18 protein-coding genes are annotated in these 22,257 nt (G+C 74.4%); 6 read left to right on the top strand and 12 right to left on the bottom strand.

The features are described from left to right. Positions 1–70: 70 nt before the first annotated feature. Positions 71–1,471, top strand: a complete 1,401-nt coding sequence (locus O7607_RS18600; RefSeq protein ID WP_269704499.1) for an alpha,alpha-trehalose-phosphate synthase (UDP-forming) — start codon at positions 71–73, stop codon at positions 1,469–1,471. Continuing rightward, positions 1,468–4,068, top strand: a complete 2,601-nt coding sequence (gene otsB / locus O7607_RS18595; protein ID WP_269704498.1) for a trehalose-phosphatase — start codon at positions 1,468–1,470, stop codon at positions 4,066–4,068. Before O7607_RS18600 ends, otsB begins: the two co-directional genes overlap by 4 nt. A gap of 228 nt (positions 4,069–4,296) precedes the next feature. Here the strand turns inward: otsB and cobA are convergent, their stop codons facing one another. Genes cobA through cobC form a run of 3 tightly spaced genes read right to left on the bottom strand, consistent with a single transcriptional unit; the run spans position 4,297 to position 7,699 of the window. Continuing rightward, on the bottom strand, positions 4,297–5,550 hold the full coding sequence (gene cobA, locus O7607_RS18590; protein ID WP_269704497.1) for a uroporphyrinogen-III C-methyltransferase: 1,254 nt from the start codon (positions 5,548–5,550) through the stop codon (positions 4,297–4,299). After that, on the bottom strand, positions 5,547–6,617 hold the full coding sequence (gene cobT / locus O7607_RS18585) for a nicotinate-nucleotide--dimethylbenzimidazole phosphoribosyltransferase (RefSeq protein WP_269707018.1): 1,071 nt from the start codon (positions 6,615–6,617) through the stop codon (positions 5,547–5,549). The genes cobA and cobT overlap by 4 nt, the downstream gene beginning before the upstream one ends. Beyond that, on the bottom strand, positions 6,617–7,699 hold the full coding sequence (gene cobC / locus O7607_RS18580; protein WP_269704496.1) for an Rv2231c family pyridoxal phosphate-dependent protein CobC: 1,083 nt from the start codon (positions 7,697–7,699) through the stop codon (positions 6,617–6,619). The genes cobT and cobC overlap by 1 nt, the downstream gene beginning before the upstream one ends. Positions 7,700–7,820: 121 nt before the next feature. Here cobC and O7607_RS18575 point away from each other — a divergent pair, with 121 nt between their 5' ends. Then, positions 7,821–9,953: a transglycosylase domain-containing protein gene (locus tag O7607_RS18575; protein ID WP_269704495.1), complete on the top strand. Its 2,133-nt coding sequence runs from the start codon at positions 7,821–7,823 to the stop codon at positions 9,951–9,953. Positions 9,954–10,077: 124 nt separating this feature from the next. Here O7607_RS18575 and O7607_RS18570 read toward each other — a convergent pair whose 3' ends face one another. Then, entirely contained in the window at positions 10,078–10,647 is a 570-nt protein-coding gene (locus O7607_RS18570) for a GNAT family N-acetyltransferase (protein WP_135241673.1), read from the bottom strand. Further along, positions 10,644–12,014: a cobyrinate a,c-diamide synthase gene (locus tag O7607_RS18565; RefSeq protein WP_269704494.1), complete on the bottom strand. Its 1,371-nt coding sequence runs from the start codon at positions 12,012–12,014 to the stop codon at positions 10,644–10,646. The genes O7607_RS18570 and O7607_RS18565 overlap by 4 nt, the downstream gene beginning before the upstream one ends. A 134-nt stretch (positions 12,015–12,148) precedes the next feature. Here O7607_RS18565 and O7607_RS18560 point away from each other — a divergent pair, with 134 nt between their 5' ends. Then, on the top strand, positions 12,149–12,967 hold the full coding sequence (locus tag O7607_RS18560) for an SURF1 family cytochrome oxidase biogenesis protein (protein ID WP_269704493.1): 819 nt from the start codon (positions 12,149–12,151) through the stop codon (positions 12,965–12,967). Positions 12,968–13,207: 240 nt separating this feature from the next. After that, the gene (locus tag O7607_RS18555; RefSeq protein ID WP_269704492.1) at positions 13,208–13,879 is read left to right on the top strand and encodes a hypothetical protein; all 672 of its coding nucleotides are present in this window, start codon (positions 13,208–13,210) and stop codon (positions 13,877–13,879) included. 4 nt (positions 13,880–13,883) lie between these two features. Here O7607_RS18555 and O7607_RS18550 read toward each other — a convergent pair whose 3' ends face one another. The 4 genes from O7607_RS18550 to O7607_RS18535 all read right to left on the bottom strand — a co-directional run bounded on the left by O7607_RS18550 (position 13,884) and on the right by O7607_RS18535 (position 17,879). Next, positions 13,884–15,467, bottom strand: a complete 1,584-nt coding sequence (locus O7607_RS18550) for an ATP-dependent DNA ligase (RefSeq protein ID WP_269704491.1) — start codon at positions 15,465–15,467, stop codon at positions 13,884–13,886. Positions 15,468–15,554: 87 nt separating this feature from the next. Further along, entirely contained in the window at positions 15,555–15,761 is a 207-nt protein-coding gene (locus O7607_RS18545) for a hypothetical protein (RefSeq protein WP_030273275.1), read from the bottom strand. Positions 15,762–15,839: 78 nt separating this feature from the next. Continuing rightward, positions 15,840–17,204, bottom strand: coding sequence for a dipeptidase (locus tag O7607_RS18540; RefSeq protein WP_269704490.1), 1,365 nt, complete (start codon positions 17,202–17,204; stop codon positions 15,840–15,842). A 21-nt stretch (positions 17,205–17,225) separates the two neighbouring features. Then, on the bottom strand, positions 17,226–17,879 hold the full coding sequence (locus tag O7607_RS18535; RefSeq protein ID WP_269704489.1) for a hypothetical protein: 654 nt from the start codon (positions 17,877–17,879) through the stop codon (positions 17,226–17,228). 111 nt (positions 17,880–17,990) lie between these two features. On the opposite strand from O7607_RS18535, the gene O7607_RS18530 reads away from it, so the two are divergent. Continuing rightward, positions 17,991–18,392, top strand: coding sequence for a rhodanese-like domain-containing protein (locus O7607_RS18530; RefSeq protein WP_013288093.1), 402 nt, complete (start codon positions 17,991–17,993; stop codon positions 18,390–18,392). Here the strand turns inward: O7607_RS18530 and O7607_RS18525 are convergent. The 3 genes from O7607_RS18525 to ssb form a co-directional block, all read right to left on the bottom strand. After that, positions 18,386–19,999 (bottom strand): cobyric acid synthase, encoded by a 1,614-nt coding sequence (locus O7607_RS18525; RefSeq protein WP_269704488.1) that lies wholly within the window; start codon positions 19,997–19,999, stop codon positions 18,386–18,388. The genes O7607_RS18530 and O7607_RS18525 overlap by 7 nt on opposite strands. After that, positions 19,996–21,069 carry a cobalamin biosynthesis protein gene (locus O7607_RS18520; protein WP_442929492.1) on the bottom strand — a complete coding sequence of 358 codons (1,074 nt, stop codon included), beginning with the start codon at positions 21,067–21,069 and terminating at the stop codon, positions 19,996–19,998. Before O7607_RS18520 ends, O7607_RS18525 begins: the two co-directional genes overlap by 4 nt. An 87-nt stretch (positions 21,070–21,156) precedes the next feature. After that, positions 21,157–21,981, bottom strand: coding sequence for a single-stranded DNA-binding protein (gene ssb / locus O7607_RS18515; protein WP_269704487.1), 825 nt, complete (start codon positions 21,979–21,981; stop codon positions 21,157–21,159). Between the last annotated feature and the right edge of the window lie 276 nt (positions 21,982–22,257).

The raw sequence follows: 22,257 nt of genomic DNA, 5'->3' as shown, positions 1-22,257 counted from the left end.
GATCAGACGCCGCAGCTACGCTCAGTACGCTCATCGCGGTGGACCCGTCAGTACCCGGAGGTGGCCGATCGTGACCGTCCGTAGCTCCTTTGTCGTAGTGGCCAACCGTCTGCCGGTCGACGAGGTGAGCACACCCGAGGGACGCCAGTGGCGGCGCAGCCCCGGCGGGCTGGTGACCGCGCTGCACCCGGTGCTGGCCGAGCACCAGGGCACCTGGGTGGGGTGGGCCGGTGGCACCGGCGCCGCGCCCGAGCCGTTCGACCTGGAGGGCATCCGGCTGCACCCGGTGCCGCTGAGCGCCGAGGAACTGGAGCGCTACTACGAGGGCCAGTCGAACGCGACCATCTGGCCGCTCTACCACGACGCCGTCGAGACGCCCGCCTACAAGCGGCGCTGGCGCGAGGCGTACCGATTGGTCAACGCCCGGTTCGCGGAGGCCGCAGCCGACGTCGCCGCCGAGGGCGCGACGGTCTGGGTCCAGGACTACCAGCTCCAGCTCGTGCCGGCGATGCTCCGCGAGCTGCGGCCGGACCTGCGGATCGGCTTCTTCCTGCACATCCCGTTCCCGCCGATCGAGCTGTTCATGCAGATGCCGTTCCGCACCGAGATCCTGCGTGGACTGCTCGGCGCGGACCTGGTCGGCTTCCAGCAGCGGCTCGCGGCGCAGAACTTCGTCCGGCTGGCCCGGCACCTGCTCGGCCTGCGCTACGAGGGCCAGATGATCCAGGTCGACGGCCGGCAGGTGAAGGCGGGCGCGTTCCCCATCTCGATCGACACCAAGGAGATGGAACGGCTGGCCGAGGACCCGGCGATCCAGGCCCGGGCCAAGCAGATCCGCGAGGAGCTGGGCAACCCGAAGACGATCATCCTGGGCGTCGACCGGCTCGACTACACCAAGGGCATCGAACTCCGGCTGAAGGCCTTCCGAGAACTCCTCGCTGACGGAAAGTTGACAGTTCCGGACGCGGTTATGGTGCAGGTCGCCACGCCCAGCCGCGAGCGTGTGGAGCACTACCAGGCACTTCGGGTGAAGGTGGAACGCGAGGTTGGCCGGATCAATGGTGAATTCGGCCGGGTCGGCGTGCCTGCAGTGCATTATCTGCATCAGTCGTACAGTCGCTCCGAACTGGCCGCGATGTACGTCGCGGCCGACGTGATGATGGTGACCCCGCTGCGAGACGGAATGAATCTGGTGGCCAAGGAGTACGTCGCATCGCGCGCCGACCAGGGCGGCGCGCTCGTGCTCAGTGAGTTCGCCGGCGCCGCGACAGAGCTGCGCCAGGCGTTCCTGTGTAATCCGCACGACCCGGACGCGGTGAAGGACGCGTTGCTGCGGGCCGTGCATGTCGAAAAGCCCGAAGCCCGCCGCCGGATGCGCGTCATGCAGCGCCATCTGCGCAGCCACGACGTGGGCCAATGGGCCAAGTCGTTCCTCAGCGAGCTCGGCGTCCCCGATTCGGAGGCTGCGTGACCTCGCCCGCCCCCGCCGCCGCCCACGGCGGCGTGCTGGATCCCGAACTGCGTGCCGCCATCGGCCGTATCGCCCGGGTTCCGCAACTCCTGGTCGCCTGCGACTACGACGGCACGCTGGCGCCGATCGTCGAGGACCCGAGCAAGGCGGTGCCGCTGCCCGAGTCGGTGGCTGCCGTCCGCGCGCTCGCCGCCCTGCCGCAGACGAGCGTCGCTGTCGTCTCCGGCCGCGCCCTGCGCGACCTGGCCACACTGTCCCGGCTGCCGAGCGAGGTGCACCTGGTCGGCAGCCACGGTTCGGAGTTCGACATCGGCTTCGTCGAGCGGCTCACCCCCGAGCTGATCGCGGTCCGGCACCGGCTCCGCGAGGCACTGCGCGAGATCGCCGCCGAACACCCGGGCATCCGCCTGGAACGCAAGCCGGCCAGCGTCGCCGTACACACCCGCGGTGTCGACCCGCACGTCGCCGCCCGGGCCGTCGAGGCGGTCCGCAGCGGCCCCGCGACCTGGGAGGGCGTGACAGTCACCCAGGGCAAGGAGGTCATCGAGCTGTCGGTGGTGGTGACGAACAAGGGCACCGCCGTCGACCAGCTCCGGACCCAGCTCGCCGCGAGCGCGGTGCTGTTCATCGGCGACGACGTCACCGACGAGAACGCCTTCGGCAACCTGACCGGGCCGGACGTCGGCATCAAGATCGGCCCCGGGGAGACTCGCGCCGACTACCGGGTGTCCGAACCGATCGAGGCGGCCCGCGCGCTCGGGCTGCTGCTGGAGACGCGGCGGCACTGGCTGTTCGGCGAGCGGGCGGTGCCGATCGAGCGCCACTCGATGCTCGCCAACGGCCGTACCGTCGCGCTCGTCACGCCGGAAGCCAAGATCACCTGGTTGTGCCACCCGAAGCCGGACTCGGCGGCGATCTTCGCCGACCTGGTCGGCGGCAGCCCGGCCGGGCACTTCACGGTCGGGCCGGAGCGCGGCGGCATCCCGCTGGGCCAGCGCTACCGCAGCAACACGATGACCGTCGAGACCCGCTGGTCCGGCCTGACCGTGACCGACTGGCTCGACCTGCCGGTACGGGAGACCACGCCGGACGACCCAGTCGTGGTCAGCGGCGACTCGACACTGGTCCGGGTGCTCAGCGGCACCGGGCGGGCCCGCGTCGAGTTCGCACCGCGCCCCGAGTTCGGCCAGGTGGCGGTGCAGCTCCAGCCGCTCGACGACGGGCTGCTGGTGCTCGGCTCCAACGAGCCGGTCGCGCTGCACTCCCCCGGCGTCGAGTGGGAGGTCACGAACGACGCCGGGTACGAGACCGCGAAGGCGGTCGTCGACCTGTCGGCGGCCGGCGGCCAGGTGGTGCTGGAGCTGCGCTTCGGCACGCAGAGCCTGGAGCCGCACCGGTTGCCGGTGCACGAGCGGCAGGCCGCCGCCGAGCAGCCCTGGAAGGACTGGGTGGCCTCGCTGCGGCTGCCCGCCACCGCCCGGGACCTGGTCGCCCGCAGCGCGCTGACGCTGCGCGGGCTCTGCCACGAGCCGACCGGCTCGATCCTCGCCGCGGCCACCACGTCGCTGCCGGAGGAACTGGGCGGTGTCCGCAACTGGGACTACCGCTACTGCTGGCTGCGGGACGCCGCGATGACCGCCCGCGCGCTGGTCGACCTCGGCTCCACCGAGGAGGCCGAAGGGCTGCTGCGCTGGATCGACGGCGTGGTCGAGCGCACCGGCGGGCACCCGGAGCGGCTGCACCCGCTCTACACCGTGGACGGTTTCGAGCTGGGTGCCGAGGCGGTCATCGACACGCTGCCCGGCTACGCCGGCTCCCGGCCGGTACGCGTCGGCAACCTCGCCAACCACCAGCTCCAGCTCGACGTCTTCGGCCCGGTCGCGGACCTGATCGCGGCGGTTGCCGACGCCCGTGGCTCGATCCGCGACGACGAGTGGCGGGTGCTGGAGAACATGGTCGAGGCGGTACGCCGCCGCTGGCACGAGCCCGACCACGGCATCTGGGAGGCCCGCCTCCCCCCGCGGCACCACGTCTTCTCCAAGGTCATGCTCTGGATGACGGTGGACCGGGCGCTGCACGTCGTACGGCGCCACGGTGGCGAGGACCGGCCCGAGTGGGTCGAGCTGCGCGACCGGATCGCCTCGAACGTGCTGGAGCACGGCTGGCACCCGGAGGCCGAGGCGTACAGCGTCGCCTACGGGTACGAGGAGATGGACGCCTCGTCGCTGTGGATCGGCATCTCCGGGCTGCTCGCCGGCGACGACCCGCGCTTCCTCTCCACCGTGCTCAAGATCGAGGCGGAGCTGCGCAGCGGTCCGGTCGTCTACCGGTACCACTGGGACGACGGCCTGCCCGGCCGGGAGGGCGGCTTCCACATCTGCACGTCGTGGCTGATCGAGGCGTACCTGCGCACCGGTCGCCGGACCGACGCCGAGGAGCTGTTCACCCAGATGGTCGACACGGCCGGGCCGACCGGACTGCTGCCGGAGCAGTACGACCCGCTGGCCGAGCGCGGGCTGGGCAACCACCCGCAGGCGTACAGCCACCTCGGCCTGATCCGCTGCGCCCTGCTGCTGGACAACATGCTCAAGCAGTAGAGCCCGTACGAGGGCGGCGGCGGGGACTTTCCGGTCCCCGCCGTCGCCCTCGTCCCGCCCCGCCCCGCCCTCGTCCCGCCCCGCCCCGGCCCGGCCCGCCCCGCCCCGGCCCGGCCCGGCGATCTTGCACTTGCTGCCCCGGCAATTGGGCTTTAACGGGCACGCGGTGGGCACCAAGTGCAAGATCGACGCGATCAGGCGGGCGGCGGCGGGCGAGGGCGCCGGGGATCAGGGCGTGGGGGTCAGGGCGTTGACGACGTCGCCGACCACCACGATCGCGGGCGGGCGGAGCGCGGCGGCCTCGACGTCGGCGGCGACCGTGCCCAGCGTGGAGCGCAGCGTCCGCTGGGCGGCGGTGGTGCCCTCCTGGATCACCGCGGCCGGGGTGTCCGCCGGCTTGCCGTGCGCGATCAGGGTCGCGGCGATCGCGGCGAGGTTCTTCAGGCCCATCAGGATCACGAGCGTGCCCCGCAGCCCGGCCAGGGCGTCCCAGCGCACCAGCGACGCGGGCGCGTCGGGCGCGAGGTGCCCGGAGACCACTGTGAACTCGTGCGCCACGCCCCTGTGTGTCACCGGCACCCCGGCCACCTCGGGCACCGCGATCGCGCTGCTCACGCCCGGCACCACTGTTACCGGCACGCCCGCCTCGGCACAGGCCAGCAGCTCCTCGCCGCCGCGGCCGAAGACGTACGGGTCACCGCCCTTGAGCCGGACCACCGTCCTGCCGGCCCGGGCCCGGTCCACCAGGATCCGGTTGATCTCCTCCTGGGCACGCGACGGGCCGTACGGGATCTTGGAGGCGTCGACCAGCTCGACGTCCGGGCGCAGTTCGTCCAGGAGCAGGCCGGGCACGAGCCGGTCGGCGACGACCACCTCGGCCTCGGTGAGCAGTCGCCACCCCTTCACGGTGATCAGCTCCGGGTCGCCCGGCCCGGCGCCGACGAGCGCGACCCGCCCGCCGGTGTTAAGAGGGGCCCCTTCCTCTACCGCAGGCGTTAACAGGGGGCCCTTCCTTCCGAGCAGGGCGCGGATGGCGTCTCGGGTCGCCATCGCTCGGCGGGGGTCGCCGCCGCCGAGGACCGCCACGGTGACCGGGCCGTGCCGGGTCACCGCCGGGGTCCACGCGCTCGCCGCCGTCCGGTCGTCGGCGCGTACGCAGAAGATGCGCCGCTCGGCCGCTGCCGCGCTGACGGCAGCGGCGGCGGCCCGGTCGTCCACCGCCACCTGGACCAGCCACGCGCCGTCCAGGTCGCCGGGGACGAACCGGCGCGGCTCCCAGTGCAGCCGTCCGGCGTCGACGTGCGCGCGCAGCGCCGGGGTCAGTTCGGGCGACACCAGCAGCACGTCCGCGCCGGCGTCGAGCAGCGCGGGGACCCGCCGGGTGGCGACCGCTCCCCCGCCCACGACCACCACGCGCCGTCCGCCCAGCCGCAACCCCAGGGGGTACGGGCTGGGCGGCGTCGGCCCGGCCGGCTCGGTCACTTCTCCGCCACCCCGGCGGAGTCGAACGTGGCGACCTCGTGCAGTACCCGGACCGCGCCGGTGACCACCGGCAGGGCGAGCAGCGCCCCGGTGCCCTCGCCGAGCCGCAGGCCCAGGTCGATCAGCGGTTCCAGGCCGAGGTGCCGCAGCGCCGCCGTGGCGCCGGGTTCGGCGCTGCGGTGCCCGGCGACCATGGCGCCCACGGCGTCCGGCGCGAACGCGGCGGCGGCGAGCGCGGCGCTCACCGCGATCACGCCGTCGAGCAGCACCGGCACCCGGCGGGCGGCGGCGCCGAGGATCAGGCCGGCCAGCGCGGCGTGCTCCAGGCCACCGACGCTCGCCAGCACGCCCAGCGGGTCGGCCGGGTCGGGCTCGTGCCGGGCCAGCGCGGCCCGCACCACAGCCAACTTGCGGGCGTACGTCTCGTCGTCGACCCCGGTGCCCCGACCGGTGGCCGCCTCGGCGTCCGCGCCGGAGAACGCGGCGATGAGCGTGGCCGACGGGGTGGTGTTGCCGATGCCCATGTCGCCGGTGAGCAGGATGCCCGCCCCGGTGTCGATCAGCTCGCCGGCGACCCGGATGCCGGTCTCGACGGCCGTACGGGCCTCGTCCCGGGTGAGGGCGGCGGTGACAGTCATGTCGCGGGTGCCGGCGCGGACGTTCGCGGACACCAGGCGCGGCCCGGCCGGGTCGGCGGATTCGGCGCCGGGGATCGGGGTTGCCACGCCGACGTCCACCACAGTGACCGAGGCGCCGGCCTGCCGCGCGAACGCGTTGACGACCGCGCCGCCGGCCAGGAAGTTGGCGATCATCTGCGCGGTGACCTCCTGCGGCCACGGGGTCACGCCCTGGGCGTGCACGCCGTGGTCACCGGCGAAGATCGCCACCGCGGCCGGCTCGGGCAGCGGCGGCGGGCAGGCGCCGGCCAGCCCGGCGAGGCGTACCGAGAGCGGCTCCAGGGCGCCGAGCGAGCCGGCGGGTTTGGTCAGCCGCCCCTGCAACTCGCGGGCCGCCGCCATGGCGGCCTCGTCCAGCGGCCGGACGGCCGCGACGGTGGGCTCCAGCATCATGCCTCCAGGATCCGTGCCAGCGTCTCGATGAACGCGTCTGTGGTGCTTCGGTCGCGTACGGCGATCCGGAGCCAGTCCGGGCCGAGCCCGGGGAAGGTGTCGCCCCGGCGTACCGCCCAGCCGTGCGCGCGCAGCCGCTCGCGTACGTCGGCGGCGCCGGCCACGTGGATCAGGACGAAGGCGGCGGCCGGGCGGCCCGCCACGCGTACCCCGGGCAGGCCGGACAGGCGGGTCACCAGGTGGTCGCGGTCGGCGGCGAGTTCGGCGGCGATGGCGCGTTCGGCGGTGACGGCGGCCGGCGTGGCGCAGGCGGTGGCGGCGGCGAGCGCCGGGGTGGAGACCGCCCAGAGCGGCTGCGCGGCGGCGAACCGGGCCAGCAGCGCGGCGTCGCCGAGCAGGTAGCCGATCCGCAGCCCGGCGAGGCCCCAGGTCTTGGTGAGGCTGCGCACCACCACCAGCCCGGGGAGGTCGCGGCGCCCGGTGAGGGACTCGGGCTCGCCGTCGACGCCGGGTGCGGCGGTGGTGTCGGCGAACGCCTCGTCGACCACGAGCACCCGGCCGGGACGGGCCAGCGCGGCGATCGTGTCCGCCGGGTGCAGGACCGAGGTCGGGTTCGTCGGATTGCCGATCATGACGAGGTCGGCGTCGTCGGGGACGCGGGCCGGGTCGAGGCGGAAGCCGTCGGCGGGGTCGAGCAGCACCCGGTCCACCCGGTGCCCGGCGGCCCGGAGCGCGGCCTCCGGCTCGGTGAACTGCGGGTGCACCACCACGGGGTGGCGGACACCGGACAACGCGCGGGCGATCAGGACGAAACCCTCGGCGGCGCCGGCGGTGAGGAGTACCTCCTCCGGGGGTCGCCCGTGCCGGTGAGCGACGGCGGCGCGGGCCGGTGCCGGGTCCGGGTACGCGGCCAGGTCGCCCAGCGCGGCGGTGACCGGGTCGGCCAGCCAGTCCGGCATCGGGGCGCGGCGCACGTTGACCGCCAGGTCCACCAGGCCGGGGGTGACCTCGGCGTCCCCGTGGTGGCCCAGGTCCGGCTCGTCGAGCGCGGCGGCGCTCCCGGTCGATGGTGCGGGCATGTCCGCGATCCTGCCGGGTAGCCGCCGCCCGGGACAGCGCATCCCGGCGTGGGTCGCGTCACGGTCCGCCGGTTTATGAGTTCTTCTCATTTCCGAATCGGAAATGTCATAGCTTGACCCCGTGAGCAGTCGTCCCCTTGCTTCCGCTGGCCGTCTCGTTCCTCTCCTCCGTGCCGGGCTGATCGCCGGCATCGTGGTCGCCGCCGCCCTGTACCCGCTGGTCGCCGTCACCGGCATCGGGGCCAAGGCCACCGCGCACGCGATCGAACAGAAGACGAACATCCTCAAGACCGCGTTGCCGGCCGAGACCTCGTACGTCTACGCGCCGGACGGCAAGACCGTGCTGACGATGTTCTACGAGGAGTACCGGCAGTACACCAAGATCGAGAACATGTCGCCGAACATCCAGCAGGCGATCGTCGCCGCCGAGGACAACCGCTTCTACCAGCACCACGGCGTCGACCCGAAGGGCGTGGCGCGTGCCTTCGTCTCCAACGCCCGATCCGGCGGCGTCTCCCAGGGCGCCTCGACGATCACCATGCAGTACGTGCGGATGGCACTGCGCGACAGCGCGACCACGCCCAGGGAGGTCCAGGAGGCGACCCAGCAGACCAGCCTGCGCAAGGTCAAGGAGATGCGCATGGCGCTGGACATCGAGAAGCACCTGAGCAAAGAGCAGATCATGGAGCGCTACCTCAACTCGGCCTACTTCGGTCACCGCGCGTACGGGATCTACGCCGCCTCGCAGATCTTCTTCTCCAAGACCCCGGCCACGCTCACCCCGGTCGAGGCGGCCACGCTCGCCGGGCTGGTGAAGTCGCCGTCGGAGTACGACCCGATCACCTCCGACCAGAAGGAGGCCACCGGCCGGCGCAACTACGTGCTGGACAACATGGCCCGCCTCGGTTACCTGTCGCCGGACGCCGCCGCCGCGGCCAAGGGCCAGCCGATCAAGCTGAAGCTGACCGACCCGCCGAACGACTGCGCCGCGATCGACGGCGGGCACCGCAGCTGGGGCTTCTACTGCGACTACCTGAAGAACTGGTGGAGTTCCCAGCCCGCGTTCGGCGAGAACCGGCTGGAACGGATGGACAAGCTGCGCCGCGGCGGCTACCGGATCGTGCTCGCGCTCGACCCGAAGACCCAGGCGGCGGCGGAGAAGAACGTCGGTGCCAAGGACAACACGGGCAGCCCGTTCGCCAACGGCATCGTGGTCGCCGAGCCCGGCACCGGGCGGATCAAGGCGATGGCGGTGAACCGGAACTACTCGCTCGACCTGGCCGAGAACCCGAACAGCTCGAACCCGGAGGCCGGGCCGAAGGTCAAGGCGAACTACCCGAACACGGTGGCGCCGCTGCTCGGCGGCGGAACGCTCCCGGGCTACCAGGCCGGTTCGACGTTCAAGATGTTCCCGATGCTCGCCGCGCTCAACGCCGGCATGCCGCTGAACACCGCGTACGACTCGCCACACACGTACAAGTCGGCCGTCTACGACGGATGGGCGCCGTCGAACGCCAGCGGCGCGATGACCGGGCGGCAGACCATGTGGTCCGGCTTCGGCAAGTCGGTGAACACGTACTTCGTCCAACTGGAGGAGAAGATCGGCGCGGACGCCGGGGTGCGCCTGGCCGAGCAACTGGGGCTGCGCTGGCGTACCGACGTGGACAAGGAACAGGCGTCGCCGGGGAAGGCGAAGAAGTGGGGCGCGTTCACGCTCGGCGTCTCCGACGCCACCCCGCTGGAGATGGCGAACGCGTACGCCGCGATCGCCGCCGACGGGCGCTACTGCGAGGCCATCCCGGTCAACGCGATCATGAACCGGGACGGCACGCCCGCCACGTACACCACGCCCGGCGGGGTGCAGCGGGAGGTGGCGAAGCCCCGGTGCCGGCAGGTGGTGAACGCCGACGCGGCCCGGGCCGCCACCGACGCGGCGCGCTGCCCGACCGGCGACACCCCGGCCAAGGGAAGCTGCGGCGGCTGGTCGACGGCCGACAGCGTCCGCGGTACGGTCGGCCGCCCGGTCGCCGGCAAGACGGGTACGACGGACAGCACCCGGTCGGCGTGGTTCGTCGGCTACACGCCGGAGCTGGCGGCGGCGAGCTTCATCGCCGACCCGGACAACCCGTTCAACGCCGTGGGTGACGGGCAGTCGCAGATCCCGGTGAACGCGGTAGCGCAGACCCTGCGGGACTCCCTGAAGGGCCAGCCCACCCGCCAGTTCACCCCACCGTCGGACCAGATAGTCGGCTGACCCGCCCCACCCACCACCCAGTTCCGCCCGGGGGTGCGCCCGGGTAGTTGATCAAGGAGTTTGCGTCACGGATCGCCCGATCCGCAGACGCGAACTCCTTGATCGACGTTGCGAAAGGCTGAGCTCAGCGGAGGTCGGCGGCCACGAAGGACCACAGCTCCAGGTCGACCCGGGCGCCGCGGACGAACCCGGCGTTGCGCAGCAGGCCCTCGTAGCTGAAGCCGGCCTTCTCGGCGACCCGCCGCGACGCCACGTTGCCGGCCGCCACCCGCAGCTCCACCCGCTGGAACCCGTGCTCCAGGATCAGCGCGATGGCCACCGCGTCCACCGCCTCGACCGCCAGGCCGTAACCCCGGGCGTGCGGCGCGATCGCGTACGACAGCTCGGTGAGCCGGGCACCCCAGTCGGTACGGCGCGCCCAGAGCGAGCCGACCACCCGCTGGTCCTCCCGGCGGACCACCGCCCAGTGGTCGCCGTCGCCGCTGTCCCGCCGCTGCCGGGCCAGCTCGGTGCACCACGCCCGCCCGTCGATCTGCCCGGACGCGTCGGCCAGCGGCAACCAGCGCTGCGTCTGCCGGTCGGCGAACACCTCGTCCATCGCCTCCGCGTCGGCGGCGACGAGGTGCCGGACCTCGATGCGCGGGGTGGAGACGGTCAGCGCCGGGAAGCGGCGTACCGCCACCTGACCGATCACGCCGACGCCCCCACCGGTGCCAGCGCGGCGGCCACCAGCCGGGCCGCGATGCCGGGGTGGGCGGCCCAGTGCGGCACGAGCTGCGAGGCGTGCACCGCCTGCCGGACGAAGCCCTCCGGGTTGCCACCCTCCCAGCGCCACGCGGGACGGTCACCGGCGCGCGGCGTCAGCACGGCGGCGTGCTGCTTGTGCCCGGTCACCGTGGTGCCGGCCGTCGCCACCACGCTGTCGGTGACCGCGGTGGCCGTCCGGTAGCCGACCACCAGGCCGTCGCGGACCGTGCCGACCGCGTCGAGCACCCCGCACATGGGCAGGCCGTCCAGCTCGCGGGCCAGCCAGAGCAGGCCCGCCCCCTCGGCGATCACCGGACGGCCGGAGCGGGCCAGTTCGGCCACCGCGATGCAGAGGCGGCGGTTGGCGGAGAGCTGTTCCGCGTACGTCTCGGGCAGCCCGCCACCGACGACGAGCGCGCGGGCCCCGGCGGGCAGCGCCTCGTCGCGCAGCGGGTCGAGCGTGACCACCTCGGCGCCGGCGGCTCGCAGCAGCTCGGCGACCTCCGGGTGGCTGTAGGTGCCGGCCGGCCCGCCGGCGAGCGCCACCACCGGCCGCTCCCCCGGCTCGGACGGGCCGTCGGCCGGCTCCGGCGACCACGGCTCGACGGTGAGCGCGGGCGCGGAGCGGGCCAGGGCCAGCAGCCGGTCGAGGTCGACGGTCGCGGCGACCGCCTCACCGAGCCGGCGGACGCCGCGTTCGGCGTCCGCGTCGGCGCGCACCACGGGCCCGGTGCCGTAGCGGCGGGCGGGCAGCACCGGGGGCAGCTCGTGCCGGCGCAACGCCCCGTAGACCGGCACGCCCACGTCGTCGAGCGCCTCGCGCAGCAGCGCCTCGTGCCGGGGCGAGGCCACCCGGTTGAGGATCACGCCGCCCAGCCACAGCTCGTCGTCGTACGCCCGGAAGCCGTGCACCAGCGCGGCCACCGACTGACCCATCGCGGCCACGTCCACCACGAGCACCACCGGGCTGCGCAGCGCGGTGGCGACGGCGGCGGTGGACTCGCTCTCCGGTCGCCCGGCGACCGAGTCGTAGAGGCCCATCGTGCCTTGCACCAACGCGAACCCGGCGCCGTTCGCGCCGTACGCGAAGAGGGGTGCGATCCGCTCCGGGCCGACCAGTCTCGGGTCCAGCGTGCGCCCGGCGCGCCCGGCGGCGAGCCCCAGATACGCCGCGTCCACCTGATCCGGCCCGACCTTGAAACCGGCCACCGGGATCCCCCGGTCGGTGAGCGCCGCGAGCAGGCCGAGGGAGACGGCGCCGGTGCCGTGCCCCGAGGAGGGCGCACTCAGCACGACGCGCGGCACGTCGGTCATCATCGACTCCTGATGTGGGTGGTTTCCGCCCGCGTGACCATACCCGTCCGGCCCGGCGTCCGAGGGCCGCGCACCCCGCCGTTTCTGCCTGGCAGCGGCGAGTGGCATCGCTCATACGGGTAGCCTTGGCCAACGTGTACCGGTTCCTGCTGACCCCGCGCTGGCTCGGCTACCTCGCGCTCACGCTCGTCGCCGCCACGGTGATGGTGTTCCTGGGCAACTGGCAGCTGGACCGCTACCGGGGCCGCACGGCGGTGAACGAGCGGATCGACGCCGGGGCCACCATGACCCCCGCGCCGCTGCGCGACGCGCTGCCCGCGCCCAGCGGCGGCGACGTCGGCCCCGCGCCGTCGGAGGAGCTCACCTGGAGCCGGGTCACCGCCACCGGCCGGTACGACAGCACGAACACGATCCTGATCCGCGGCCGGACCCTCGACCGGACGGTCGGCTTCGAGGTGCTCACCCCGCTGGTGCTGGCCGACGGCAGCGCGGTACTCGTCGACCGGGGCTGGATCCCGCCCGTGCCGGGCGCCGGCGCGACGGTCCAGCCGCAGGTGCCGGCGGCGCCGGCCGGCGAGGTGACGGTGACCGGCCGGGTGGTCGCCGGCGAGAGCGGCGGCGGCGCGGTCAGCCGGCGCGACGGCAAGCTGGAGTCCCGGCGCATCGACATCCCGCGCCTGGCCGAGCAGCTCCCCTACCCGGTGACCGGCGGCTACGTGCTGCTCGACGGCCAGACGCCGCCGGCCGACCCGGCCTTCCAGGCGGTTCAGATCGGGCACACGAACAACTGGCAGAACTTCGGCTACGTGTGGCAGTGGTGGATCTTCGCGGTGATGAGCCTGTTCGGCTACGGCTGGGTGGCGCGCCGGGAGGCCCGCCGCCGGGCCGGGCTGGACACCCCGGGTGAGCCGGTGGACCGCGCCGCCGAACCGGCCGCCCCGACCTCCGCCTGAGCCTCACCGGGCACGGCCCGCCTCGTCGATCCTCGGCACAGGGCCCGTTACTCGCCGTAGCCGCCGTCGACGAAGGACTCCTCATGACGGATATGCCTGAGAGGCATAAATATGCCTCTCAGGCATATCGTTCCGAGCGATGAGGTTTCCGCGCAGGGGCGGGCCGTGGATCCCGGCGGCACACCGGGCGGCGGGGACGTTGGTAGGGTCCGCGGATGATCGTCAATCGTGGGGGTCGCGGTGACCTCTGACGCCACGACGCCCCCGGCCGCCGAGCCGCCCGCGTACGACCCCTGGTCGGCCATGCCGCCGGCCGTCGCGCCGCCCACCGAGCAGTTCCCGGTGATCGCCGCGCCGGAGGCACCCGTCACCCCGGGGCCCACCGCGCCGTTCCCCGCCCCGCCGTCCACCGCGCACTTCCCGGCCGCGCCGCAGTTCTCCGCGCCGCCCGCCCAGTTCTCGGCGCCGCCTGCGCCGCCGGCCGGGGCGGTCGCGCCGTTCCACGGGTCGGCGGGCGCGCCCGGGCCGTACCCGCCGGCCGGGCCGGTGCCGCCCGCGCAGTCGGCGGTGGCGGTGCAGATCGCCGAGATCATGGTGACGCCGCCGGTCATCCGTACCCCGGCCGGTGTCCTGCCGCTCGCCGGCGCCTCCTGGTACGTGACCGACTTCTGGCAGAAGGAGGAGAAGATCGCGCCGTGGGCCGTCGTCGCCGCGATCCTCGGTTTCTTCTGCCTGACCGTGTTCAGCCTCCTGTTCCTGCTGATCAAGGAGACGCGGCACTACGGCACCGTGCAGGTGACGGTGAGCAGCGGCGGGCACCAGTACGTCGCGCGGATCCCGGTCACCGACCAGTTCCAGGTGCAGCAGCTCAACAACCAGGTCAACTACGCCCGGTCGCTGTCGGCGGGCTGAGCCGTCAGCCGGTGACCCGGCCGGCGTGGATGGCGCGGACCGCGTCGATGGTGTCCGCCTCGGCGGCGGTCTTGTCGTCGCGGTAGCGCAGCACGCGCGCGAAGCGCAACGCCATGCCGCCCGGGTACCGGCTGCTCGTCTGCACCCCGTCGAACGCGATCTCGACCACCTGCTCCGGCCGGACCCGCACCACCCAGTCGCCCTTCTCCACGGCGAGCGACAGGAATCGTTCGGTCTGCCAGCGCAGCAGCTCGTCGGTGAGCCCCTTGAACGTCTTGCCGAGCATGACGAACTCGCCGGTACGCGGGTCGCGGGCGCCGAGGTGCAGGTTGGACAGCCAGCCCTCCCGCCGGCCGCTGCCCCACTCGACCGCGAGGACCACCAGGTCGAGCGTGTGCCGTGGCTTGACCTTCACCCAGGCCGAGCCGCGCCGGCCGGCGTCGTAGGGCGCGGCCGGATCCTTGACCACCACCCCTTCCTGGCCGGCGTCGACAGCCGCGGCGAACGCCGTGGCGGCCTGCTCCGCGTCGTCCACCTCGACCCGGTCGACGAGCAGCGAACCGTCGACCGCACGGGCCAGGGCCGCCCACCGCTCCCGGCCGGGGGCGTCGATCAGGTCGGCGCCGTCGAGGTGCAGCAGGTCGAAGAAGTACGGCGTGAGCACCGGTTCGCCGGTGCGCTCGGCGGCGGCCAGCACGGCGGGCGCGACCGGCACCTGGCCGGTGGTGCTGGGCGTGGTGCGGCGGGCGGCCCGGCTGGACGTCTCCTGGAACGGCAGCGGCCGCCCGGCGGCGTCCAGCCCGATCGCCTCGCCGTCGAGCACCAGCTCACGGGCGGGCAGTGCGCGCACGGCGGCCACCACCTGGGGCAGTCGGCCGGTGATGTCGTCCAGGCTGCGGGTGAAGACCGCGATGTCCGACCCGGAACGGTGCACCTGGATGCGGATGCCGTCGAGCTTGACGTCGACCACCGCCGGCACGCCGGTGGCGGTCAGCGCCTCGTCGACCGAGGGCGCGCTCTGCGCCAGCATTGGCGCGAGCGGCCGGCCCACCTGGAGCCCGAAACCGGCCAGCGCGGCGGCGCCGCCGGTGAGCGCCGCGACCGCCACCGCCCGCAGGTCACCGGCGAGCAGCAGGGCCCGCCGGACGGCGCTGACCGGTACGTCGGCGGCGCGCGCGACCGCGTCGGCCAGCAGCCCGGCCTGTGCGCCCTGGCGCAGCTCGCCCCGGAACAGGCCGGTCAGCAGGCGCTGCTCGTCGGCGGTCGCGGTGGCGAAGAGGCGGCCGACCAGCTCCCGCCGCCGGGCCTGGGAGCCCGTCCCGGCGACGCGGGAGATCTCCTCGATCGCCGCGTCGACGGCGGCGACGGTGAGCGTCGGCTCGGCGGCCGGCGGCGGTAGGTCACGCAGGCCCGCCCAGCCGACGCCGGTCTGGCGCTGACGCAGCTCACCGGCGAGATAGCCGGCGCCGGCCGGGATCTCGCCCGGCTCCAGCCCGCGCAGCGCGGCGGCCAGCAGCTCCACCTTGGCCCGACGGCCGCTGGTGGCGCCGACCGCGGCCGAGGTGGCCGCCAGCTCCGCGAAACGCACGTCCACATCCTGCCAGCCGGCTGTGACATCGGGGCGGATCCGGCGACCCGGCACACCACACGGGTGCGCCGGGCCGCCGGGCCGACGTCAGGCCGAGACCGGTTCCTCGATGCGCAGGCCGCGCCCGCGCACGCCCTCGGCGACCCGGGTGAGCAGCGCGTCGAGCGTGACCAGGGCGGCGGAGAGCTCGCCGATCTGTTCGTTGAGCGTGTCCTCGGACCACGCGGAGACGTCGACGTCCCCCAGAGCACGGACGGCGGCCTGGAGCCGCTCCATCTCGTCGTTCGTACGCATGTTCGAAAGGCTATAACACCCCGCCCGCCGACACACCACAAACTCCGACATCGGCCCCGAAGTTACGGTTTCGACACCTCAGGCGCGGTTTCCGGCCTCCGCCACCCGGGCCAGCAGCAGCGCCTCGGCCAGGCAGACCCGGGCGAACTCGCCCAGGTGCAGGCTCTCGTTCGGGCCGTGCGCCCGCGCGTGCGGATCCTCCACACCGGTCACCAGGATCGCGGCCCGCGGGAACATCTCCTGGAACGTGGCGATGAACGGGATCGACCCGCCCACCCCGATGTCGACCGGGTCGGTGCCGTCCCAGGCCGTCCGGAACGCCGACCGGGCCGCGTCGAACATGGGCCCGGAGGCGTCGATCACGCAGGGCGCACCGTCGTGCTCGAACGTCACCGACACCTGCGCACCCCACGGCGCGTGCCGTTCCAGGTGCGCGGTCAGCGCCGCGTACGCCTTCTTCGGGTCGTCGCCCGGCGCCAGCCGTACGCTCAGCTTCGCCTTCGCGGACGGCACCAGCGCGTTCGGCGCCTCGCCGGTGGACGGCGCGTCCACGCCGAGGATCGCCAGCGCCGGCTTGGTCCAGAGCCGGTCGGTGATCCGCCCGGTGCCGAACAGGGTCGCGCCGTCGACCAGCCCGGCCTCGGCGCGGAACCGGTCCTCCGGGTAGTCGACGCTGGCGCCCTCGTGGCCGACCAGCCCGTCCACCGCGACGTCACCGGCCTCGTCGTGCAGCGTGCCGAGCAGCTTCACCAGCGCGGTGAGCGCGTCCGGCACGGCGCCGCCGAACATGCCGCTGTGCACCGCGTGGTCGAGCGTGCGCACCTCCACGAAGCAGTTGACGATGCCGCGCAGCGAGGTGGTCAGAGCCGGTACGCCGACGTCCCAGTTCGTGGAGTCGGCGATCACGATGACGTCCGAGGCCAGGTCGTCGCGGTGCTCGGCGAGCAGCCGCTCCAGCGAGTCCGAGCCGTACTCCTCCTCGCCCTCGATGAACAGCACCACGCCGACCGGGAGGCGGTCGCCGTACGCGCGCAGCGCCGCGACGTGCGCCATGATGCCGGCCTTGTCGTCGGCGGCGCCGCGCCCGTAGAGGCGGCCGTCGCGCTCCACCGGCTCGAACGGGTCCGACTCCCACAGCGACAGGTCGCCGACCGGCTGCACGTCGTGGTGCGCGTACATCAGCACCGTGGGCGCGCCGGGCGGGGCCGCCTTCGTGCCGATCACCGCGGGCTGGCCGCCGGACCGGACGATCCGCGTGTCGAGGCCGCACCCGCGCAGCAGTTCCGCCACCGCCTCGGCGGAGCGCTCCACGTGCGAGTGGTCGAAGCCCTCGAAGGCGATGCCCGGGATACGGACGAGTCGCTCGAGGTCGGCCCGGACGCCGGGGAGTTCCCGCTCGACGGCGGCCCGCACCTCGGACTCGGAGAGGATCGGAGTGGTCATGACCGGAATCGTATGCTGGCCTTACCCGGCCACGTCGGCCGAGCCCGATCGCCGCCCCACGCGTGTGTAGTAGCGGTCCGCGTCGTGCGGCAGGTCCGGGGCGCCGTCGACGACCAGGTCCACCGCCGTCGCCGTACCGTCGGCGGCGAAGTGCGCCCGCTCCCCCGCGTGCCAGCGGCGCAGCTCCGGCAGGACCTGCTCGCCGTCGCGGGCCAGCGCCCGGCGCAGCCGCAGCTCGGCCGGTGCGGTGACCAGGACCGACAGCGTCAGCTCGGGGCGTACCGCGGCGCGGGCGGCGCTCACCCCTTCGACGATCAGCACCGGACCGGCCGGCACCGGCACCACCCGGTCCAGGAAGCGGCGCCGCACCCAGCTGTAGCGGCGGTAGCCGCCCGCCCGGCCGGCCCGCACCGGGCCGAGCACCTGCTCCTCCAGCCGGGCCCAGAACGTGAGCTGGTCGTCCCAGCCGTCGAGCAGGTCGTCGGTGTGCACCAGCGGCGGACGCACGCCGCCCGCCCGCGCCGCGAGGGCGTCCGCGAGGCGCGTCGCGAACCGGCTCTTGCCCGCGCCGCTGGGCCCGTCGACGGCGACCAGCCGGGTACGCCCCAACCGCGCCGGACCGGCCAGCACGCGGCGGGCCAACCCGGCGTACGCCTCGATCACGGCCACGTTCACCCGACCGACGCTAACGTTCCCCCGTCCGCTGGAAACTGCGACCCGGGCGGACCGTTTCGCCGAGCGGCGGCGCGGTGCGCTGGGCATCATCGGGGGGTGCTCCATGACGTGATGTGTCCGGGCGTCGACGCCCTCCTGGAACAGGCCCGCGCCGGTCTCCGCCGGCTCACCCCGCACGAGACCGTCGAGGCGGTCCGTGGCGGTGCGCTGCTTATCGACACGCGTACCGAGGCGCAGCGCCGCGAGGAGGGTGAGCTGCCCGGCGCGATCGTCATCGACCGCACGGTGCTGGAGTGGCGGCTCGACCCGGCGAGCGCGTGGCGCATCCCGGAGGCCACCGGGTACGACCGCGAGATCGTCGTGGTGTGCCGGGAGGGATACAGCTCCAGCCTGGCCGCCGCCAGCCTCCAGACGCTGGGGCTGCGGCAGGCCACCGACATGATCGGCGGGGTGCAGGGCTGGCGGGAGGCCGGGCTGCCGATGTCCGACCGCCCGGCCGACGTGCGCTACTGAGCCGCGCGCTCCACGGCGGCCGGGCCCACAGCCGCCGGGCCCACAGCCGCCGGGCGGACGACGCCCGGTGCCGGTGGCGCGCCGGGTGGCACGAACGGCAGTCCCGGCGGCGGGCCGGACTCGATCAGCCGCCACAGCGCCTCCGTGTCGAGGTGCTCCTCCACCAGGTCGCCGAGCAGGTCGAGCGTCCGCTCCCGGGCCGCCGCGAAGGACGTGTCCGGCGCGACCTTGAAGCCGGTGCGTCCGGCCGCCTCCGCGACCTCGGTCAGGAACCGGCGGCGGAACGCGTCCGAGGAGAAGGCGCCGTGCCAGTGCGTGCCGTGCACGGCGCCGAGGCGGGCGCCCTCACCGGTGCCGTCGGCGTAGCGCAGCAGCGGAGTGAGTCCCGGGTCGGCGGCCGTGACCCGGCCGTGGTGGATCTCGTAGCCGTGCACCGGGACGTCACCGGCGGCGGTGCCCTCGGCCCGGCGGACCGTCTTGCGGGGCTCGAAGGTGATCTCGAGGGGCAGCAGCCCGAGGCCCGGTACGGTGCCGCGGCGGCTCTCCACCGGGTCGTGGATCGCCCGGCCCAGCATCTGGAAGCCACCGCAGATGCCGAGCAGCGGCCGTCCGGCGGCGGCGTGCGCCAGGACCGCGTCGGCCAGGCCGGTCTCCCGCAGCCAGGCCAGGTCGGCGACAGTCGACTTGGTGCCGGGGAGCACCACCAGATCGGCGGCGGCCAGTTCGGCCGGCTCGACGGTGAGGCGTACCCGCACACCCGGCTCGGTGGCGAGGGCCTCGACGTCGGTGGCGTTGCTGATCCGCGGTAGCCGCACCACGGCGACGTCGAGCCAGTCGGTGCCCCGGGGCGCGGCCGGCCGGCCGAGCACCCGCCCGTACGCGAGCGAGTCCTCCGCGTCCAGCCACAGGTCCAGTGCCCAGGGCACCACCCCGTACGTCGGGCGGCCGGTGACCCGGTGCAGCATGTCCAGCCCCGGCTGGAGCAGCCCGCGGTCGCCCCGGAACTTGTTCACCACGAACCCGGCCAGCAGCGCCTGGTCGGCCGCGTCGAGCAGGGCCACGGTGCCGAACATCGACGCGAACACGCCGCCCCGGTCGATGTCGCCGACCACGATCGTGGGCAGCCCGGCCTGCCGCGCCAGCCCCATGTTGACGTAGTCGCCGTCACGCAGGTTGATCTCGGCGGGGCTGCCCGCGCCCTCGCAGATCACCACGTCGTACTCGGCCCGCAACTCGGCCAGCGCCGCGTACGCCGTGGTGGCGAGCCGGGCCCGTACCTCGTGGTAGTTGCCGGCGGTGACCGTGTCCACCGCCTCGCCGAGCAGCACCACCTGGCTGGCGTGGTCGCTGCCCGGCTTGAGCAGAACCGGGTTGAACCGCAGGTCGGCGTCGAGCCCGCAGGCGGCGGCCTGCATCGCCTGGGCGCGGCCCAGTTCGCCGCCGCGACCGTCCGGACCGACCACCACGGCGGAGTTGTTCGACATGTTCTGTGCCTTGAACGGGGCGACCCGGACGCCCCGGCGGCGCAGCCAGCGGCAGATGCCGGCGGTGAGTACGCTCTTGCCGGCGTCGGAGGTGGTGCCGGCGACCAGCAGCCCGCCGCTCACCGCCCGCTCCCCCGGTGTCCGCTCCCCGCCTCGGCCGCGCTGCTCGAAGCGCGAGCCGCCCGGCCCGGGCCACGGGCCGCCCGGGTGAACGCGCCCAGCGCGGCCCGGCCGGCGGCCCCGGCCAGGCGGCCGACCGTCACCGGGTAGAGCGCGGCCAGGCCGAGCGCCGCCACACCCACCGCGCCGGAGATCCGGGCGGCACGCTTCAGGTGCCGTGCCTCGGGGCGGGGCCCGTCACCGAGGAACGGCCGGGTCTCGGCGCGGCCGAAGTAGACGTTGCGCCCACCGAGCCGGACGCCGAGCGCGCCCGCCATGGCCGCCTCGCACTGGCCGGCGTTCGGGCTCGGGTGGTCCGCCCGGTCCCGTCGCCACACGTGCCACGCGGCGGCCCGGTCCCCGTGCGCCACCGGCGCGACGGCCACCGTGAGCAGCCCGGTGAGCCGGGACGGCACCAGGTTCAGCGCGTCGTCCAGCCGGGCCGCCGGGGTGCCGAAGCGGGCGTACCGGGGAGAGCGGTGACCGACCATCGCGTCGAGCGTGTTGGCCGCCCGGTAGCCGAGCAGGCCGGGCAGGCCCGCGACCGCGCCCCAGACCAGCGGGGCGACCACGGCGTCGGAGGTGTTCTCGGCGACCGACTCGACTGTGGCGCGGGCGAGTTCGGGCTCGTCGAGGGCGGACGGGTCGCGCCCGCAGAGGTTGCCCAGGCGGGCCCGGGCGGCGGGCAGGTCGGCGCGGCCCAGCGACCGTGCCATCACCCGGGACTCGTGCCGCAGCGTGCGCCCACCGAGCACCGTCCAGGTGCCGGCGGCCACCAGCGCGGCCCGGGCCATCGGGTGGCGTCGGGTCGCCAGCGTGGCGGCGGCACCGAGCAGAACCGGCGCGCCGACGGCGAGCGCGGTGAACGCGGCGCCGGCCGCGCGGTCGGGGCGGTAGACCCGCCGTTCCAGCGCACCGGCCGCCCGGCCGAAGCCGGCCACCGGATGCCACCGGCGGGGGTCGCCGAGCAGCGCGTCGAACGCGTAGCCCGCCACCAACCCGGTCGCGTTCGCCATGGCGGTCGCCTGCCGCACCCGTCACCACCTCCGGCCGGCCAGCCTAGTCGTACCGCGGGGTGGTGACGCCGATGTCACCACCCCGCGCCCCCGTCGGACGAAGAGTCAGGCGGGCACCGGGGTACGCCGCCTGCTCCGGCGCCCCGACGCGGTCCCGCCCGCACCGCCCGGGCCCGCGCCGCCCGGCTCGCCCTCGCCCGGTCCGGCACCACCCGGCCCGTCGGCCTCCGGCGGCGTGACCTCGCCCAGTTCGTCGTCCTCGGCCGTCACCGGCCCGTCCTCCTCCACGCCGCCCAGCTCGTCCCCCTCCGGGCCGCCCGGCCCGGGGTCGAAGCCGGCGGCCTGCCGCACACCGGGCCGGTCGTCGAACGGGTCGGGCTCGCCCACCCGCTCGACGGTGCCGACCAGTCCGACCCGGCCCCCGTACTCCGGCGGCGGGAAGTCGTCGTCGAAGGGCCGGTCGTCGAACGTCGCCGGGGCCTGCGCGTCCGGCACCGGCTCGGTCGCCTCGCCGTGCACCCGCTGCTCGGCCGCCGCGTCCTCGACCGTGCTGGTGGCCGCGCGCGGCTGGTTACGCAGGAAGCGGGCGCGGCCCCGGGACAGGTCGTGCCCGACGGCGACCGCCTCCAGCTCGTAGAGCGTGCGGTGGGTGCCCGCCTCGTCGGTCCAGTCCCGCGTGTAGAGGCGCCCGGCCACGATCACCGGATCACCCACCGCCACCGAGGCGGCCACCCCCTCGGCGAGGCGGCGCCAGCAGTTGACGCGTACCCGAAGGCTGTTGCCGTCCACCCAGCGGCCGCTGTCGCGGTCGAGACGGCGCGCGGTCGAGGCGACCTTGAAGTTGGCCACCAACGTCCCGCTCTGCGTGGTCCGGCGCCACTCCGGCGCGGTCAGCACGTTGCCGACGATCGTCACGTACGTATCGAACATCGCCCCTCCCAGGGATCGACTTGTCCCGGTGAGCGTCGGCCGGACGCCCGGCCCGGGGCCACCCGCCGGCCCGGGCCTGTGGATGACGAGCCGCCCTGTGGACAACCACCTGATCAAGGTCCCGATCTGCTAGGCCGACCGGCCCTACGTGCCTGAGCTGCAAAGACGCACGATCGAGTGGAGCCGGCAAGCAGGCGTTCCGGAATCGCGCCGGTTGGGTAAGTACTTGATCAACCGAGAGAAAGGGAGCTCCCATGCTTCTCCGAGACGTCCGCG

The organism is Micromonospora sp. WMMA1949 (genome assembly GCF_027460145.1).
Lineage (GTDB): Bacteria > Actinomycetota > Actinomycetes > Mycobacteriales > Micromonosporaceae > Micromonospora.
This window is presented reverse-complemented; position numbering and strand designations above follow the sequence as displayed.

Excerpts from the sequence above, each read along its gene's own strand:
- O7607_RS18540 (WP_269704490.1), bottom strand. The coding sequence starts at position 17,204 with ATGACCACTCCGATCCTCTCCGAGTCCGAGGTGCGGGCCGCCGTCGAG.
- cobT (WP_269707018.1), bottom strand. The coding sequence starts at position 6,617 with ATGCTGGAGCCCACCGTCGCGGCCGTCCGGCCGCTGGACGAGGCCGCC.
- cobC (WP_269704496.1), bottom strand. The coding sequence starts at position 7,699 with ATGCCCGCACCATCGACCGGGAGCGCCGCCGCGCTCGACGAGCCGGAC.
- ssb (WP_269704487.1), bottom strand. The coding sequence starts at position 21,981 with ATGTTCGATACGTACGTGACGATCGTCGGCAACGTGCTGACCGCGCCG.
- O7607_RS18545 (WP_030273275.1), bottom strand. The coding sequence starts at position 15,761 with ATGCGTACGAACGACGAGATGGAGCGGCTCCAGGCCGCCGTCCGTGCT.
- O7607_RS18530 (WP_013288093.1), top strand. The coding sequence starts at position 17,991 with ATGTGTCCGGGCGTCGACGCCCTCCTGGAACAGGCCCGCGCCGGTCTC.
- O7607_RS18565 (WP_269704494.1), bottom strand. The coding sequence starts at position 12,014 with ATGACCGACGTGCCGCGCGTCGTGCTGAGTGCGCCCTCCTCGGGGCAC.